The organism is Thalassobacter stenotrophicus, from assembly GCF_001458315.1.
Lineage (GTDB): Bacteria > Pseudomonadota > Alphaproteobacteria > Rhodobacterales > Rhodobacteraceae > Thalassobacter > Thalassobacter stenotrophicus.
This window is the reverse complement of sequence record NZ_CYRX01000033.1, coordinates 300,054-315,819: the sequence shown is the minus strand read 5'-3', so window position 1 is coordinate 315,819 and position 15,766 is coordinate 300,054. Positions and strand designations below refer to the sequence as shown.

General features: G+C 59.6%; 14 protein-coding genes and 1 tRNA gene. 4 read left to right on the top strand and 11 right to left on the bottom strand.

All coding sequences use genetic code 11. The features are described 5' to 3' along the window. The first annotated feature begins 35 nt into the window (after positions 1-35). Complete coding sequence (locus THS5294_RS16085; protein ID WP_058124530.1) at positions 36-1,622, top strand: peroxidase family protein; 1,587 nt, start codon at positions 36-38, stop codon at positions 1,620-1,622. A gap of 2 nt (positions 1,623-1,624) precedes the next feature. On the opposite strand, the gene THS5294_RS16080 is transcribed toward THS5294_RS16085, so the two are convergent. The 5 genes from THS5294_RS16080 to THS5294_RS16060 all read right to left on the bottom strand — a co-directional run bounded on the left by THS5294_RS16080 (position 1,625) and on the right by THS5294_RS16060 (position 7,618). Next, on the bottom strand, positions 1,625-2,383 hold the full coding sequence (locus tag THS5294_RS16080; protein WP_038004508.1) for an ABC transporter permease: 759 nt from the start codon (positions 2,381-2,383) through the stop codon (positions 1,625-1,627). Next, positions 2,383-3,171: an ABC transporter ATP-binding protein gene (locus THS5294_RS16075; protein WP_038005143.1), complete on the bottom strand. Its 789-nt coding sequence runs from the start codon at positions 3,169-3,171 to the stop codon at positions 2,383-2,385. The genes THS5294_RS16080 and THS5294_RS16075 overlap by 1 nt, the downstream gene beginning before the upstream one ends. A 62-nt stretch (positions 3,172-3,233) precedes the next feature. Next, positions 3,234-4,241, bottom strand: coding sequence for an ABC transporter substrate-binding protein (locus tag THS5294_RS16070; RefSeq protein ID WP_038004507.1), 1,008 nt, complete (start codon positions 4,239-4,241; stop codon positions 3,234-3,236). 226 nt (positions 4,242-4,467) lie between these two features. Then, on the bottom strand, positions 4,468-6,678 hold the full coding sequence (locus tag THS5294_RS16065; RefSeq protein WP_058124529.1) for an NADP-dependent isocitrate dehydrogenase: 2,211 nt from the start codon (positions 6,676-6,678) through the stop codon (positions 4,468-4,470). Positions 6,679-6,874: 196 nt separating this feature from the next. After that, on the bottom strand, positions 6,875-7,618 hold the full coding sequence (locus THS5294_RS16060) for an SDR family NAD(P)-dependent oxidoreductase (protein ID WP_038004504.1): 744 nt from the start codon (positions 7,616-7,618) through the stop codon (positions 6,875-6,877). 112 nt (positions 7,619-7,730) lie between these two features. Here THS5294_RS16060 and THS5294_RS16055 point away from each other — a divergent pair, with 112 nt between their 5' ends. Then, positions 7,731-8,126 carry a rhodanese-like domain-containing protein gene (locus tag THS5294_RS16055; protein WP_058124528.1) on the top strand — a complete coding sequence of 132 codons (396 nt, stop codon included), beginning with the start codon at positions 7,731-7,733 and terminating at the stop codon, positions 8,124-8,126. Positions 8,127-8,197: 71 nt separating this feature from the next. Beyond that, positions 8,198-9,085, top strand: coding sequence for an MBL fold metallo-hydrolase (locus THS5294_RS16050; protein ID WP_058124527.1), 888 nt, complete (start codon positions 8,198-8,200; stop codon positions 9,083-9,085). Here THS5294_RS16050 and THS5294_RS16045 read toward each other — a convergent pair. From THS5294_RS16045 to THS5294_RS16035, 3 genes are all read right to left on the bottom strand, one after another. Continuing rightward, entirely contained in the window at positions 9,082-9,540 is a 459-nt protein-coding gene (locus tag THS5294_RS16045) for a hypothetical protein (protein ID WP_058124526.1), read from the bottom strand. The genes THS5294_RS16050 and THS5294_RS16045 overlap by 4 nt on opposite strands. A 266-nt stretch (positions 9,541-9,806) precedes the next feature. Next, complete coding sequence (locus tag THS5294_RS16040) at positions 9,807-10,094, bottom strand: hypothetical protein (protein ID WP_139278617.1); 288 nt, start codon at positions 10,092-10,094, stop codon at positions 9,807-9,809. Between the two features lie 393 nt (positions 10,095-10,487). After that, positions 10,488-10,562 (bottom strand) — tRNA-Gln (locus THS5294_RS16035). A gap of 98 nt (positions 10,563-10,660) precedes the next feature. On the opposite strand from THS5294_RS16035, the gene THS5294_RS16030 reads away from it, so the two are divergent. Further along, positions 10,661-11,839, top strand: coding sequence for a BaiN/RdsA family NAD(P)/FAD-dependent oxidoreductase (locus THS5294_RS16030; protein WP_058124524.1), 1,179 nt, complete (start codon positions 10,661-10,663; stop codon positions 11,837-11,839). Here THS5294_RS16030 and THS5294_RS16025 read toward each other — a convergent pair. From THS5294_RS16025 to THS5294_RS16015, 3 genes are all read right to left on the bottom strand, one after another. Beyond that, complete coding sequence (locus THS5294_RS16025; RefSeq protein ID WP_370736587.1) at positions 11,836-13,326, bottom strand: phosphomannomutase/phosphoglucomutase; 1,491 nt, start codon at positions 13,324-13,326, stop codon at positions 11,836-11,838. The genes THS5294_RS16030 and THS5294_RS16025 overlap by 4 nt on opposite strands. A 107-nt stretch (positions 13,327-13,433) precedes the next feature. Next, a complete protein-coding gene (locus THS5294_RS16020) occupies positions 13,434-15,035 on the bottom strand; it encodes a KpsE/RkpR family capsule polysaccharide export protein (protein WP_058124522.1) in 1,602 nt (533 codons plus the stop codon). Further along, entirely contained in the window at positions 15,013-15,672 is a 660-nt protein-coding gene (locus tag THS5294_RS16015) for an ABC transporter ATP-binding protein (RefSeq protein WP_058124521.1), read from the bottom strand. Before THS5294_RS16015 ends, THS5294_RS16020 begins: the two co-directional genes overlap by 23 nt. Positions 15,673-15,766 lie beyond the last annotated feature (94 nt).

Here is a 15,766-nt window from a genome sequence, read left to right as displayed (position 1 = left end):
GGGGTTGTTTGCTTTCCCAGTTTCGGTTCATTGCCATGCCTTCTACACGCTACATGCTCTTAAAAACCGTCCTCGCAGCGGTCGAAGCGATCCCGCCTGTACGTGATTTTGCCAACTCATGGGCGATCAATCGGGTGGTGAAACGCGCCCGCAGCCGGCCACATCCGCTGAGCACTTTGCACGATTACACATCATGGGACGGGCTGACCGATAAACGCTGGAGCGGACGACACCTGCCCCCGCGCCCACGCCCCAGTCCGCCCGATCCCGCCACACTCAGCGTGCTGTTCGCGCGCAAAGACGGCACGCAGCGGCTCTGCCCCAAATCCACCTGCCTCTTTCCCGCGTTCGCGCAATACCTGACCGATGGGTTCATTCGCACCGAAAGCGCGGGCTTTGTGCGCGACGCTTGCGATGACGTGGCCACTGGTGATCCGGACGATCAAACGCGGCTCAAACGCAACTCCTCCAACCATGAAATTGACCTATGCCCCTTGTACGGACGGACCCGCGCCCAGACCCGCGCGCTGCGGCTGAACTCCGAAGAAATGGGCGAAAAAGGCCGCCTTAAGAGCCAGCACATCAACGATGAGGAATACGCGCTCTACTACCACCAAAACGGCGCGGTGGACCCGCAGTTCGCCGTGCTGGACCCGCCCCTTGGCCAAAGCAACCTGGACCCGGACCGACTGTCGCGGCTGTTTGCCTTTGGTGGGGACCGCGCCAATTCCGTCCCGCAGGTCGCCATGATGAACACCGTATTTCTGCGCGAACACAATCGCTTGGCCGGGTTGATCGAGACCGCGCATCCCGATTGGAACGATGAGCGTGTCTTTCAAACGGCGCGCAACACAGTGATCGTTGTATTCATCAAGATCGTGGTTGAGGACTACATCAACCACATCTCGCCCCTGCCGTTTACCCTCCGCGCCGACCCTTCGGTCGCGTGGGATGCACCGTGGAACAAATCCAACTGGATCACGACAGAATTTAGCCTGCTGTACCGCTGGCACGCCTTGATCCCGGATCAAATCACATGGAACGAGACAGCCATCCCGGTGGGCAAAACGTTCATGGATAACAAGCTGCTGACCGATCAGGGGCTGCTGGCCAGCTTTGCTCAGATGAGCACGCAACAGGCTGCGGAACTGGGCCCGCGCAACACGGCCTCACCGCTTTTGCACATCGAAATCGACTCGATCAAACAGGACCGCCTCTGCGCCCTCGCCAGCTATTCAGACTATTGCGATTATCTGGGCATCAACCGCCCCTATTCGATGGACGCGATATCCTCGGACCCGGAGGTCGCGGCCCTTTTGCGCGGTTTTTACGACCACCCCCGCGACGTGGATTTTCACGTGGGGCTGTTTTGCGAAGACCGCGTGCCCAACAGCCCTTTACCGGGCCTGATCCTGTCGTTCGTGGCGCTGGATGCGTTCAGTCAGGCGCTGACCAATCCGTTGCTATCGCGTGAGGTGTTCAAACCCACCACATTCTCGGATGTCGGATGGGATGCGATCCGTTCAACTAGCCGCCTGCGGGACGTGGTGGACCGCAATGTTGCGGGCGGCGCGGGTGAGACCTTTATCAGCTTCACCCGCGCCAATTGGCAACCGGAATAGGCCTACGATCCCTCGCGCTCGGCCCAGCCCGCAAAGATTTTCTCTAGGAAAACCACAGCATAATAAAGGACGATGCCCAACACCGCGAGCGCGATCAGCACCGCAAACATCAAGGGGTAATCGCCGTTCGTCTCACCCGATTTGAACAGCGCCCCAAGGCCCCGCCCGTGGGGACTAACGATTTCCACCAAGTTGGTCCCGATGAACGCCAGCGTCACGGACACCTTCAGCGCGCCAAAGAATTCCGGCAGGGTCTTGGGCAGCGCGATCTTGGTAAAGATCGTGTATTTTGACGCCCCAAGCGACCGCAGGATGTCGCGGTATTCCGGCTCTAGCGTGGACAGGCCAATGCCCACCGACACCGCAATCGGAAAGAACGAAATCATGAAGGCCATCAACACCGTGTTAAAATCGTGCTGCCCAATAAAGATCAATGAGATGACCGGCACCAAGGTCGCCTTTGGAATGGCGTTAAAGCCAACCAACAGCGGGTAGAGCGCGTCGCGCATAAGCCGTGAAAAGCCGATGATCATGCCGATCAACGTGCCCACGACAACCGCCAGCAAAAGCCCCACAACTGTGCGCCACAGGGTTTGCCAGCCCATCGTAAGGAACAATTCCCAATAGCGGCTGTAGGCGGGTGGAAGGTCCGAGGGCGAGGCCATTTTGAAGTTGGGCCAACCGTTGACCCACACAAGCCATTCCCAAAACCCAAGAAAGACGAGGATCGCAATGATCGGAACTGTGATTTGCCGGAGCATCAGTGCACCTCCTCATCGCGGCCTTGCGCGATCTTGATCTGCTGGCGCAGAACGCTCAGCATATCGGCCACTGGTTTTTCATACAGCACGTCCAGCGTGCGGTCGGCGGGCAGGTCCACGTTCATCACGTATTGCGTCCGCGCAGGACGCCCGGACAAAACGATGACCTGATCGCCCAAAAACACGCTTTCGCGCAGATCGTGGGTGATCAACACGGCGGTAAAGGGCTCTGCGGCGCGCAGCTCGCGCATGGTTTGCCACAGGTCCTCACGGGTGAACGCGTCCAGCGCGCCGAACGGTTCGTCCATAATCAGGACTTCGGGTTTGTGCACGATCGAGCGGCACAGCGAGGCGCGCTGGCGCATCCCACCCGACAGCTCCGAGGGACGTTTGTTCTCAAACCCCTTCAGACCGACCATCTCCAACAGCTCCATCGCGCGCTCAACCCGCTTGGCGCGGGACATCGTAGGCGCCACGATTTCAAGCGGCAGGATGACGTTTTCCAAGATCGTCCGCCATTCCAACAGGACCGGATTTTGGAAGGCCATACCAACGGTTTTGCGCGGGCCACGCACACGTTCGCCGTGCAACCAAACCTCACCCTCGTCGGGCTTCATCAGGCCCGCAACAAGACGCGTAAGCGTGGACTTACCACACCCGGACGGCCCAACAACCGCGCAAAAAGTGCCCTCAGGCACCGCAACTTCTAGCCCATCCAGCACGGGCAATGGCCCGGCCTTGGTGCTATAGGCGTGCTTTACGCCCTTGATCTCAATCAGGTTTTCGATTGCCCTGCCCTCATTCAACAGCAAAAAAGGGCCGCGCGACATTCGCGCGACCCTTACGTCGTTTATTGCAGCGCAAGGCTGCCGTCAGCGGGCAGGAAGCTCGCGTCAAAGTACAGGCTCGCGTCGGGTGCGGCCTGAAACTCATAGACCTGCTTGGTCTGCTCAATCGCGCTGGTCATGCGGTCTGCATCAACCGTACCCATGCCGTTTGCTTTCACGAAATCGGTCAGCACGTTGGCATCAATCGCCATTTGCAGACGCTCCGTTTCCAGCGCGGGGTCGGCGGCAGGGTTGCGCTTGATCAGGGCGTCAACAGCGGCGCCAGGCGTGGCAATCGCGTCTTTCCAACCCTTTGCAACAGCGCGCAAAAAGCCGGTCACGATTTCGGGGTTTTCCGCCGCGAACTCAGTGTTGACGATGATCGCGTTGCCATAAAGGTCCACGCCGTAATCCGCCATCAGCAGCACCGAGATATCATCCGCAGGCACGCCCAAACGCTTGAGGTTCAGCGTGGACGAGAACGAGAAACCAGTAATCGCGGCCACGTTGCCCTCTGCCAACATCGGCTCACGCGTGGGGAAGCCTACGGGCTCAACCGTGATTTTATCCGCGTCGATGCCGGTTTCAGCAGCAAAGATCGGGAACTGCGCCCATGCGCCATCGGGGGGCGGTGCGCCCAGCACTTTATCCATCAGGTCGGCAGGTGCCGAAACGCCCAGCGACTTGCGGCCAACAACGGCGAAAGGTGGCTTGTCATACACCATCATCACGGCCGTCACGGGCGCGCCGGGGTTTTGGTCGAGGAACCGCATCAACGAGTTGATGTCGGCAAAGCCCACCGGAAACGCGCCGGTCGCAACCTTTGGAATAGCGTCGAGCGAGCCGCGGCCCTCGGCGATGGTCACGTTCAGGCCCTCGGCCTCAAAATAGCCTGCGTCGAGTGCGTGGAAATACGGGGCAGCGGGGCCCTCAAATTTCCAATCGAGCGCGAAAGGTACGTCAGTTTGAGCGATAACCGGCGCCGCAATCAGCGACGCGGCAGCGGCCAAAACGGTCTTGTGAAATGTCATGGATTTGTCCTTCCCTGTGGAACACCGCGTGCACTCTTAAGGCACCCGCGCACAGAGAAAAGCAGACGACTGTCGCAAAGCGGCCGCCCCCCATGCCCTGCGGAGGAAAGCCTAATTTATGAGCATCCGGCGCGCAATATGATTACGCAATACGCATAACAAAAAACGCCGCACCCACATTCGGGGCGCGGCGTTTGTTCGTTTGTGTCGCTTAGCTTTGTATCGCTTAGCCGATAATCGCGTTCAGCGTGGCTGAGGGGCGCATCACCGCTGCCGCCTTGGCGGGGTCGGTGTGATAGTAGCCGCCCAGATCAACGGCTGTGCCGCCACCGGCCTTCAACTCAGACACAATCGCGTCTTCGCCGCTGGCCAACGCCTGTGCGATGGGCGCAAACGCCGCCGCAAGGTCCGCATCATCAGTCTGTGCCGCCATCGCCTCCGCCCAGTAGCGAGCAAAGTAATAGTGGCTAGTGCGGTTGTCGTCTTGACCCACTTTACGACCCGGCGACTTACCTTCAGACAACAGCTTTTCGGTGGCGTCATCAACGGCTTTGCCCATCAACTTGGCCGCAGGCGTGCCCGCGAACCGCAGGCTTTCACCCAGGGCACAGAACTCACCCAAGCTGTCCCAGCGCAGGTGGTTTTGCTCGACCAACTGCTGCACGTGCTTGGGCGCAGAGCCACCAGCACCCGTTTCAAACAGACCGCCGCCTTGCATCAGCTTCACAACCGACAGCATCTTGGCCGATGTGCCAACCTCAAGGATCGGGAACAGATCGGTCAGGTAATCGCGCAGCACGTTCCCGGTGATCGCGATGCAGGTCTTGCCCTCACGGATCGTCTCGCACGAGGCGCGGGTGGCAGGCGTGGGCGCCATGATCTCAAACTTGTCCGACAGACCGCGCGCTTCAAGCACGGGGGTGACGTATTTGATCAGCTCGGCATCGTGGGCGCGGTCCGCGTCCAGCCAGAAAATCGCGCGGCAATCTTCTGCGGCCTGACGCTCAATCGCCAACTCGATCCAGTTCAGGATTGGGTCCTTGCGCGCAGACGCCAGACGCCAGATGTCGCCCGCCTCAACGCTGTGGCTGTGCAATACGTCGCCGTTGCCCGCGATCATCTCAACTGTGCCACCGGCAGCCAGTTCAAACGTCGTCGGGTGTGAGCCGTATTCCTCAGCTTTTTGCGCCATCAGGCCCACGTTTTGCACGGTGCCTGCGGTGGTTACGTCCAGCTTGCCGGTCTCTTTGAAGTAATCAATCGTCTCGGCATAGACACCTGCGTAGGAGCTGTCGGGGATGACACAGGTTGTATCGCCCTCGTTGCCATCGGGCCCCCAGCCCTTGCCGCCCGCGCGGATCACCGCAGGCATCGAGGCGTCGATAATCACGTCCGACGGGACGTGCAGGTTGGTGATGCCCTTATCGGAGTTCACCATATACATCGGCGGACGCGAGGCGAGGCAGGCGTCAATCGCCGCCTTGATCTCAGCCCCATTGGACATCTCGGCGATTTTGTCGAGCATCGCACCCAGCCCGCCGTTCGGCGACACGCCAGCCGCGTCAAAATCCGCACCGTACTGGTCGAACACGGGCGCAAGGTATTGGCGCACACAGTGGCCAAAAATGATCGGGTCCGAGACCTTCATCATCGTGGCTTTCATGTGCAGCGAAAACAGCGTGCCTTCTTCTGCAACGGACGCGATTTGAGCGTCGTAAAACGCCTTCAGCGCTTTGACCGACATGAATGTCGCATCAACGATGGTGCCTTCAGGAAAGCTCAGACCGTCCTTCAGGACCGTCTGCGTGCCGTCCGCTGCGGTGTGTACGATCTTGGCGGTGCCAGCGGCCTGCGCGGCACTCAGCGTGACCGAGGTTTCGTTGCTGCGGAAATCGTTCGCGCCCATCGTGGCCACGCGCGTTTTGCTCTCGGCGGACCATTCGCCCATGGAATGGGGGTTGGCTTGGGCGAATGCCTTAACCGCAGCAGGGGCGCGGCGGTCCGAGTTGCCTTCGCGCAGAACCGGATTCACAGCCGAGCCTTTGATGGCGTCATAGCGGGCGCGGGCGTCTTTTTCCGCGTCAGTCTGCGGGTCCTCGGGATAGTCGGGGATGTCATAGCCCTGCGACTGAAGCTCTTTGATGCAGGCTTCCAACTGCGGCACCGAGGCCGAGACGTTGGGCAGCTTGATCACGTTCGCATCGGCCGTTTTGACCAGCTCACCCAAACCCGCAAGATCATCCGCAATGCGCTGCTCAGCCGTCAGGTTTTCGGGGAAGGTCGCAATAACCCGGCCCGCCAGCGAAATATCGCGGGTTTCCACGTTCAGGCTGGCTTTGCCAAGAAAGCTCTCGATGATCGGCAGCAGCGAAGCAGAGGCCAGTTGGGGGGCCTCATCGACCTTGGTGTAGATAATCGTTCCGGGTGTTTGAGCCATAGGTCGGTTCCTCCTGCAGGGCGGCATACAATCGTATACCGCCCGCTTAACGGCACAGGCCGCGCCGTTCAAGACGCAACGAGGGCGCGCGGCGGAATGTCCTGATTCGATCCGGTGGGACTTGGGCGCACACCCGCTTGGCGGTGTGTGGCGTGGGGCGGGCCTCGACGGCCCGTCCCGCGCGCGCCCTTGCGGATCACATCGTGTAGTTCAGGCCCAGCCGCCCACCATCAACATAGATCGTCTCACCGGTGACATAGCTCGCCTTGTCCGAGCATAGGAATGCCACGACATCCCCGATTTCCTTAGCCGTGCCCGGACGACCCAGCGGCGTACGCGACATGGCGGTCTTGAACGCATCAGGGTTGGCATTCACGCCCGCCATCATCTCCGTGTCGATAGAACCCGGCCCAACCGCGTTCACGCGAATGCCCGATGGCGCCAGCGCAAGGGCCGCAACCTTCGTCAGTTGCATCACACCGCCCTTAGACGCGCAATACGCCGGGATCGCAGGGATCGCGACCTGCGCATTGATCGACGACATGTTAACAATCGCCCCTTGTATTCCGCCCGCAACCATCGCCTTCGCCGCGCGCTGCGTCGCCACGAACACGCCGCGCAGGTTGACGCCCAGCACCGCATCAAATGTGGCCAGGTCATAGTCCAAGAAATCCCCCGGCGCCGCGATACCGGCGTTGTTCACCAAAGCCGCCACAGGGCCATGATCAGCCTCAATCGTATCAAACAAGGCCAAAACCGCTTCTGCATCGCCCATATCACAGACATATCCATGCCCGCCCAAACGCGCAGCCTCGGTGTGTACGGTGTCTTTGATATCCGCCAGAAGAACGGTGTAGCCGTCCTCTGCCAACGCCTCGGCGCAGGCCAATCCGATACCCTGAGCGCCGCCAGTGATGAGTGCATATTTCGTCTGTGCCATGGTGGCCTCCTGTCCAAATCTGCCGCCAAGGTCGCGCCCGGGCGCGTGATTGTCCAGACGTGTTGATCGACCCGCCCAAAGCTGTCACCCTTCCCCAAAACGGGAGGCAAATATGACCAAGCTAAAGATGTCATCGGCGGATATGGTTGCCGCCGCACGGGCGCGCATCACCGAGGTTGAGACCGCAGACCTGATCGCACAGGTAGATGACCCGAATGTAGTCATCGTCGATATCCGTGACCCCCGCGAGCGCACCCGCACAGGCGCGATCCCCGGTGCAGTCCACGCCCCCCGCGGCATGGTCGAATTCTGGGTCGATCCCGACAGCCCCTATCACAAGCCCGTCTTTTCCCAAGAGGGAAAGCGATACGTCTTTCACTGCGCCTCTGGCTGGAGATCTGCCCTAACCGTGGCCACGCTTCAGGACATGGGATTTGAAGCCGCACATTTGCGCACCGGCTTTTCAGGCTGGGAGGCTGACGGAGGCCCTATTGAGGCGGTCAAATGACAGCGCCTTAATGTACACATTAATGTATACATTATTTTTGAACACTCAGGCCCCGGAGAGAGGAGACAACGATGCCCTTGCCCGCAGACATCCAGATGGACCTTCACCCCAAGGTCACGCCTTTCTTTGATGCACAATCCAACACCATCGCTTACGTCGTGCAGGAACCGGACGGCCCCGCCTGTGTGGCGATTGATGCGGTAATGAATTTCGATGCCGCCGCCGGGCGGCTGACCTCTGAATGCGCCGACGCGATGATCGCCCATATCGAGGGCGCGAACCTGCAACTGGAGTGGATCATTGAGACCCATGTCCACGCCGACCACCTGAGCGGCGCGCCGTACCTGCAAGAGCGTTTGGGCGGCAAAATCGGGATCGGCGCGCAGATCACAACCGTGCAAGAAACCTTTGGCAAAGTGTTCAACGAAGGCACCGAGTTTCAGCGGGATGGGTCGCAATTTGACGCGCTGTTTACCGATGGCGATACCTATCATGTCGGCGCGATGCCCTGCACTGCCCTGCACACCCCCGGCCACACGCCCGCGTGTATGGTGCATATCATGGGCGACGCAGTTTTTGCCGGTGACACGCTATTCATGCCTGACGGCGGCTCTGCCCGTGCGGATTTTCCCGGCGGTGACGCGGGGCAGCTATACGATTCGATCCAAAGAGTTCTGGCGCTCCCCGATGAGATGCGGCTGTTTGTGTGCCACGATTACGGTCCCGGCGGCCGCGCCATCGCATGGGAAACCACAATCGCCGAGCAACGGGCGGCGAATATTCACGTCGGCGCCGGCGCCTCGCGGGAGGCGTTTGTTGCGATGCGTGAGGCGCGCGATGCGCAATTGGCCATGCCAAAGCTGATCCTGCCCGCGCTTCAGGTCAATATGCGCGCAGGCGACGTGCCCGAGGATGATGCGGGCAATATGGTGCTAAAAATCCCTGTGAACCGGATTTAGCCCCGGCGCTTTTGACGGCTTAGCACATGAGACATCACAACCGCAGGCAGCGCTTTGGCACCGTCGTTCACCTGCATCCGAGACAGCCGCCATTGGTTGCCCCGCAGCTTTAGCACGCAACGCGCCGTGAACGACTCAGCCACGATCGCATCTTGGCGAACAAGACGGGTTTGGTGTGTCCCAAGGATGGTGGTGGGGCCTGTGAAACTGGCCTCTTTGCACACGCGGTGCAGCGTCGGCAGATTGTGCAGCTCTAACTGGCCGCAAAGCGTATCGAAAAGCAGGCGCAAAGAGACGGGGTTCGAGATACGAACATTTCCGACAACTGTTTCAAATTCATGAGCTAAAGCAAAATGTTGGGCGTAGCCGTCGAAATCCCCATGCTCAATGGCGTGTCCTACCTCATCCAGATGCGTTTGATAGATGCGCACAGCATCATCTTGTTCGGACCGCACGGGCGCCTATCCTTACCAGTCCGGCGCACACGATAAGTATCCGCGCACCCGGGCCATTCATTTGAATTTTAATAAAAAATTTATGTAAAAGCATACAGACTACTTTTACATGAATTCATAAAGATCGTATGAAGAGTGTGGCACTCGCCCCTAGCGTGCGTAAAGTCGCCCTATTGCCACACCCCGTTGGGCGGGCATTCGCCAAGCCCGTGTACTATGGGGGCAACACCGCCCAGAAACGCGAATTGCAGCCCAATTTGGCGTGCCTAATGGCCCCTGATTCCGGTCCATTCATGGTGGCCACGCGCATTCAACAGGGACGACATCTGCAAACGGCCATCGATCCGCCGCAACAGCGCGGTGCCCGCGTAGGGTTCGATGACCAAAATGCCATCACGGACAACACGGGTTCGAAAAGTCCCAAGAATCGATCCGTCATCGCAATGCTCAAAGCTTACGATGCTTCGGTCGATGACATCCGGTTTCATGATCTCAACCGCCTTTAGGTAAAGATCAAAATTGCGTTTCACTTCATCGACATCACTCAGGACCATAGTCCCGTCTTTCATGACAATCGAAAAAGGTAATATCAGCCGACTGCGCCACAAATCAAAATTGGGCTCAAGAAAGCAACGGGTAATATCGTTAAGGAAATTTTCAAATGTATCTGTCATATTCTCACACAGATACCACAGACTATAAGATTTAACTAGCAGAACGGGAACAAAGATCGAAAATATACTAAAAATAAAAGATAAATCTGCAATTTAGCTGGTTTAGCAGTGCAAGCAATTGGTTCCAATTCGAGATTGTTACTGGGCAGCGTAAGCGACACGGCGTGAAATATGAGGGTTTGACAATGCCCAAGCCCGAGGCAGGTGACCTGCGCGGATGGGAAACGACCTGCGGCCTGGCGCGACGGCTATTTCACAGAAGTCTGGAGAATTTGGCTGGGATGGTAGGATTCGAACCTACGGTACACTGTACCAAAAACAGTTGCCTTACCACTTGGCTACATCCCAACCGTGCCGCGTTATCTAGGGCGTGTGTTGAGGCTCTGCAAGCAAAAAATCAGCGGAAATTACTTGTTATGAACCGAAGCCCTGCGTAAGGCGGCGACATGGAAAGTTGGGACGTCATCATATTGGGCGCAGGCGCCGCGGGGCTGTTTTGCGGCATCGAGGCTGCACGGCGTGGGCGGCGTGTTTTAGTGGTGGATCATGCGAAGGCCCCGGGCGAGAAAATCCGTATCTCGGGCGGGGGGCGGTGCAATTTCACCAACATGTATATTGAGCCGCACAAGTTCCTTGGTGAGAACCCGCGCTTCGCGCTGTCGGCGCTAAACCGTTACACCCAATGGGATTTTATCGAGCGTGTCGATGCGGCGGGCATTCCGTGGCACGAAAAGACGCTGGGGCAGTTGTTTTGCGACAGCTCCGCCAAGGATATCATCGCCATGCTGACGCGGGAATTGGCAGAGGCCGGGGCCACGTTGCGGCTGGGCTGCGGGGTATCCAATGTGACGCGCAGCGCGGCGGGCTTTGTGGTGGACACGACCTCTGGCCCCTTGGCGGCGGAGGCCGTTGTGGTTGCGACGGGCGGCAAGAGCATTCCCAAAATCGGCGCATCTGGCATCGGGTATCACATCGCCGAGCATTTTGGCTTGCGCATCGTGCCCACGCGCCCCGCGCTGGTGCCGTTAACGTTTGAAGGGCAGCTAAAGGCCGATATGGCCACGTTGTCCGGCACATCCGTGCAAGCGACGGTCGCGGCGGGCGGCACCTCATTCGATGAGGGGCTTTTGTTCACGCACCGTGGGTTGTCGGGGCCGTCGATCCTGCAAATTTCAAGCTACTGGACCGAAGGCGCGCCGATCACGGTGGATTTGGCGGCCAACACCCCCATCGCAGAGCCGCTAAAGGCCGCGCGGCAAGAGGCGGGCAAAATCTCGATCAAAAATGCGCTGGCGCGGCATTTGCCTGAAAAGCTGGCCGTGCAGGTCGTGGCGCGTGCGCAGGTGTCGGGCACGCTGGCCGATCAAAGCAACGCGGCCCTCGATGCATTGGACGCGGCGGTTCACAGTTGGGACGTCACGCCAGCGGGCACCGAAGGCTACCGCACGGCGGAGGTCACGCTGGGCGGTGTGGATACCGCGGCCCTCGACGGGCGCACGTTTGCCGCGCGCACCGTACCGGGCCTGCATTTCATCGGCGAAGTCGTGGACGTGACCGGATGGTTGGGCGGCTACAACTTCCAATGGGCATGGTCTTCGGGCTGGGCCTGTGGGCAGGCCTGCTAGAACCCTTGGTCGTAGTCGCCGACGTTCGGCTCCGTGCGGATGATCGCGTCGAGGTCGTTGAAAATGGCGCGCAGCTGTTCCGGGCTTTCGGGGCTTTCGCAGACGACGACAAGGTTCGGCGTGTTGGATGAGGCCCGAACCAGCGCCCAGCCCCCGTTTTCCAGCATAACCCGCGCGCCGTTCACGGTGACGATGTCGGTGATCTTGAGCCCCGCGAGGGTGCCGCCCGGCTGATGAGCGATCAGTTTGGCCACGATCCGGTCCAGCGTGTCGTACTTTTCGGTGTCCGAGCAATAGGGGGACAGCGTGGGCGTGGTGTAGGTGGTTTGCAGCTCACGGCGCAGGTCAGCCATGGATTTATCGGGGTTCCGGTCCATCAGTTTGCAGATCTCAACCGCGACACGCATGCCGCAGTCGTAGCCCCGGCCCACAGGCTCCGCGAGGAAGTAGTGGCCGGATTTCTCAAACCCCGCGAGCGCGCCCAAAGCGTGGACGCGACGTTTCATGTGGCTGTGCCCGGTTTTCCAGTAATCCGTGGTTGCGCCGTTTTCCTTGAGGACCGGGTCGCTGGCATAGATGCCCGTGGATTTCACGTCCGCCACAAAGGTCGCGTTGGGGTGAAGGCGTGACAGGTCACGGGCCATAATCACGCCGACCTTATCGGCGAAAATCTCTTCGCCCTCATTGTCCACCACCCCGCAGCGGTCACCGTCACCATCGAAGCCGAGCGCAAAGTCCGCGCCGCTGGCTTTGACGCTTGCGGACATGTCGTGCAGCATTTCCATCGCTTCGGGGTTTGGGTTGTAGTTGGGGAAGGTATAGTCCAACTCGCAGTGGCTCTCGACGACATCGACGCCCATGCGGCGCAGGACCTCGGGGCCAAAGGCCGCCGCCGTGCCGTTGCCCGCCGCGCACACAACCTTGAGCGGGCGGGACATTTTGAAATCCCCCACGAGGTCATCAATATACGCCTCAAGGACACCATCGACACGTTCGTACTTGCCGCCATCGCGCGCGATGCTTTCGCCATTCAATACGATTTCGCGCAGGCGGGACATTTCATCAGGGCCGTGGGTAAGCGGACGCTCAAACCCCATTTTGACGCCCGTCCAACCGTTCGGATTGTGTGAGGCCGTGACCATCGCAACGGCGGGCGCATCAAGGTGGAACTGCGCGAAATATGCCATTGGTGACAGAGCTGGGCCGATATCGCGCACGTGGATGCCGGCCTCCATCAGGCCGGTCATCAGGGCGTATTTGATCGCCACGGAATAGTCGCGGTAATCATTACCGACAGCAATCACCGGGGGGATACCTGCCTCATGCATCTGGGTGCCCAGACCGCGCCCCAGCGCCTGCATACCAGGCAGGTTGATTTCTTCGGGAAACCGCCAGCGCGCGTCATATTCACGAAAACCGGTGGGTTTGATCATCGGATCGCGCAGAAATTCCCATGTGTTGGGCGTCACGTCGGCAATAGGTTTCATCAAATCGTCCCTCTTGAAGTCTTTGGCCTTGGATGGCGGAGCGGGGGTTAAGATGCAACGCCGGTGCCAATATAGACCGCGCGGCGTTGCAGTTGTGTGACGCGAGATCAGGCCGAAACTTGTTCGCGTAAGATCGAGGCCGTGAGCGAAATCATCAGGTAAATGCCTGCGAAAATGATGAATGCCAGCAGCGTGTTTTCAAATTTGCGGGGGTAGGTCGCCTCATCCGGGGCGCGGGGCGGGACAGAGGTGGAAAGGTAGCGGACCTGTCGGTTCGCCTCAATCCGGGCGGTTTCGAGCTGTTGGGCAGCTTGCTGCAACAGGGCCTGCCGGGTGGTCAGATCCATCTGGGCCACGCCCAACTCTGCCGATATCCGCGCAAGCGATGCCGTGCCCTCGGCCCCTTCGGTCAGGCTGCCGCGCAGTTCAGAAATCTCAGCTTCGCGGAGACGAATGATCCGTTCAAGATTTTCGACCTGTGCCGCATTGGGGCGGGCGTTCGACATCATCGTATCAAGCCGGAAACGCGCATCGCGCAGTTCGGTTTCGACAACGCCGATTTGTTCCATCCGTGAGGACAGCTCAACATCCGCCGAAACGACGCCCAGCTGTTCCTGAAGCCGCACGACGCTTTGTTGCGCCTCAAGCATGCGCACCTCTGCGGCCTCAAAACTGCCCATCGCGCCCTGCATCTGGTCCGAGCGCAGGCGCGCGGTCAGTTGATCCACCTGCTCCTCAGCGTATCCGATCAGCGCATTGGCAAAGGCTTCGCTGGTGGCGGGGTCGGCGGCGATGACCTCCATCTTGATGACGCCTTCCGTGGGGTCATAGCCGATGCGAACCATACGCTGGTACAATTTATAGGTGTCTTCATTGCTGCTTTCGGGGGTGAGGCGTTGCAATTCATCAATATTGTCGCCCTCAAAATGCGCGCGAAAGCCCAGATCATCGTCCAGCCGGGCCAGCGCATCGCGCGAAAGAAGATAGCTTTGGACCGAGATCGAATCCTGCTGTGTCGCCATTGAGGTGCCCGAAAACAGCCCCCCCAAGCCCCCGGCCCCGCCGCCACCGCCGTCGGCTTGTTGGATCACGAACTCCGATTTGGTGGCGAACATCGGCGTGGCGAGCATGTAGAAGTAGAACGCCGCAATGAACGTCGGCAGCATCACAAAGAACAACAGCCGCGCCGTAAGCAGCGCGACTTTGCGCCGACGCCGACCGGCGATGTCGCGCTGAATGGCGATGATGTCCGCCGCGCGGGTCGCCGCATCAATGCCCGCGGGGGCCGGTTGTGGCGTTTGTGGTGGTGTCTGCGGAGCGGGGGTCACGGCGGGCACATTCGCGCCCGCGACCAGTTCCAGCATGTTGGCCTTGGCGAAGGGATCGACCCCCATAGCGCGCAATTGGCGCACGGCATCAAAGTCCGAGGACGGTGTGACGCCGCGCATCTGAGCGACCCTGCGGGCCATGCGCAACTGGCGGCCCGTCAGCCCCTCGGCCCGAATGGCCGCAAGCTCACGGTCAATCGCGGCTTGTTTGGGCGAGGCCCCCTCCCGCGGGGGGGCTGCGCGGAAATCAGCGTCGCCAAAACCGTCATCCGTGGTCTCAAACACCTTATCCCCGGATGTCCCACTCGTGAGTTGGCCCTCGGTCTGGCCCGTCGCGGCGCGGCGCACGCGGAATTTCTTAGGTTTGGGTTTCATAGTCATAGAGCCTTCTGGCCTCTTCTAACGTCTCAAATTGATGGAGCTTGCCGTTGCTTAGAACGGCCGCCTTATCTGCAAAGCGCGCCAGCGTCTTGGGCTGGTGCGAAACGATCACCACAGTGGCGGATTGCAGCCGTTCGCGCAGGATGGACCCCGCTTTGCGGTTGAATTCCACGTCCGTGGTTGAGGGCATCCCCTCGTCGATCAGGTAAATGTCAAATTCCAGCGCCAGCATCAGCGCAAAGGTGAATCGCGCCCGCATGCCTTGGCTGTAGGTGCCAATGGGCATGTCGAAATATTCATCGATCCCGCACAGATAGCGGCAAAATGCTTCGACATAATCGGGGTCCAGCCCGTAGAGCCGCGCGATATATCGGGCGTTTTCGGTGCCGGAGTGTTTGTTCACGACCCCGCCCATGAACCCCAGCGGAAAGGACACCCGGCAGGTTTTGGTCACGGTGCCTTCGTCCGGTTTTTCGAGGCCAGCCATCATATTGATCAGGGTGGTTTTGCCCGCACCATTGGGCGCGAGGATGCCCAACGACTGCCCCACGTCCACGCGAAACGAAGCGCGATCCAAGATCACCTTGCGTTGCGTGCCGGTCCAAAAGGACTTGGAGACAGAGTCAAATTCAAGCATATACCGGCCCTTCGCCCGCACCATATCGGACCCGTCCATTCTGGACAGATATGTTTACGGTAGCGGTGGAAATAGGCGGTATTATGTCTGTTTG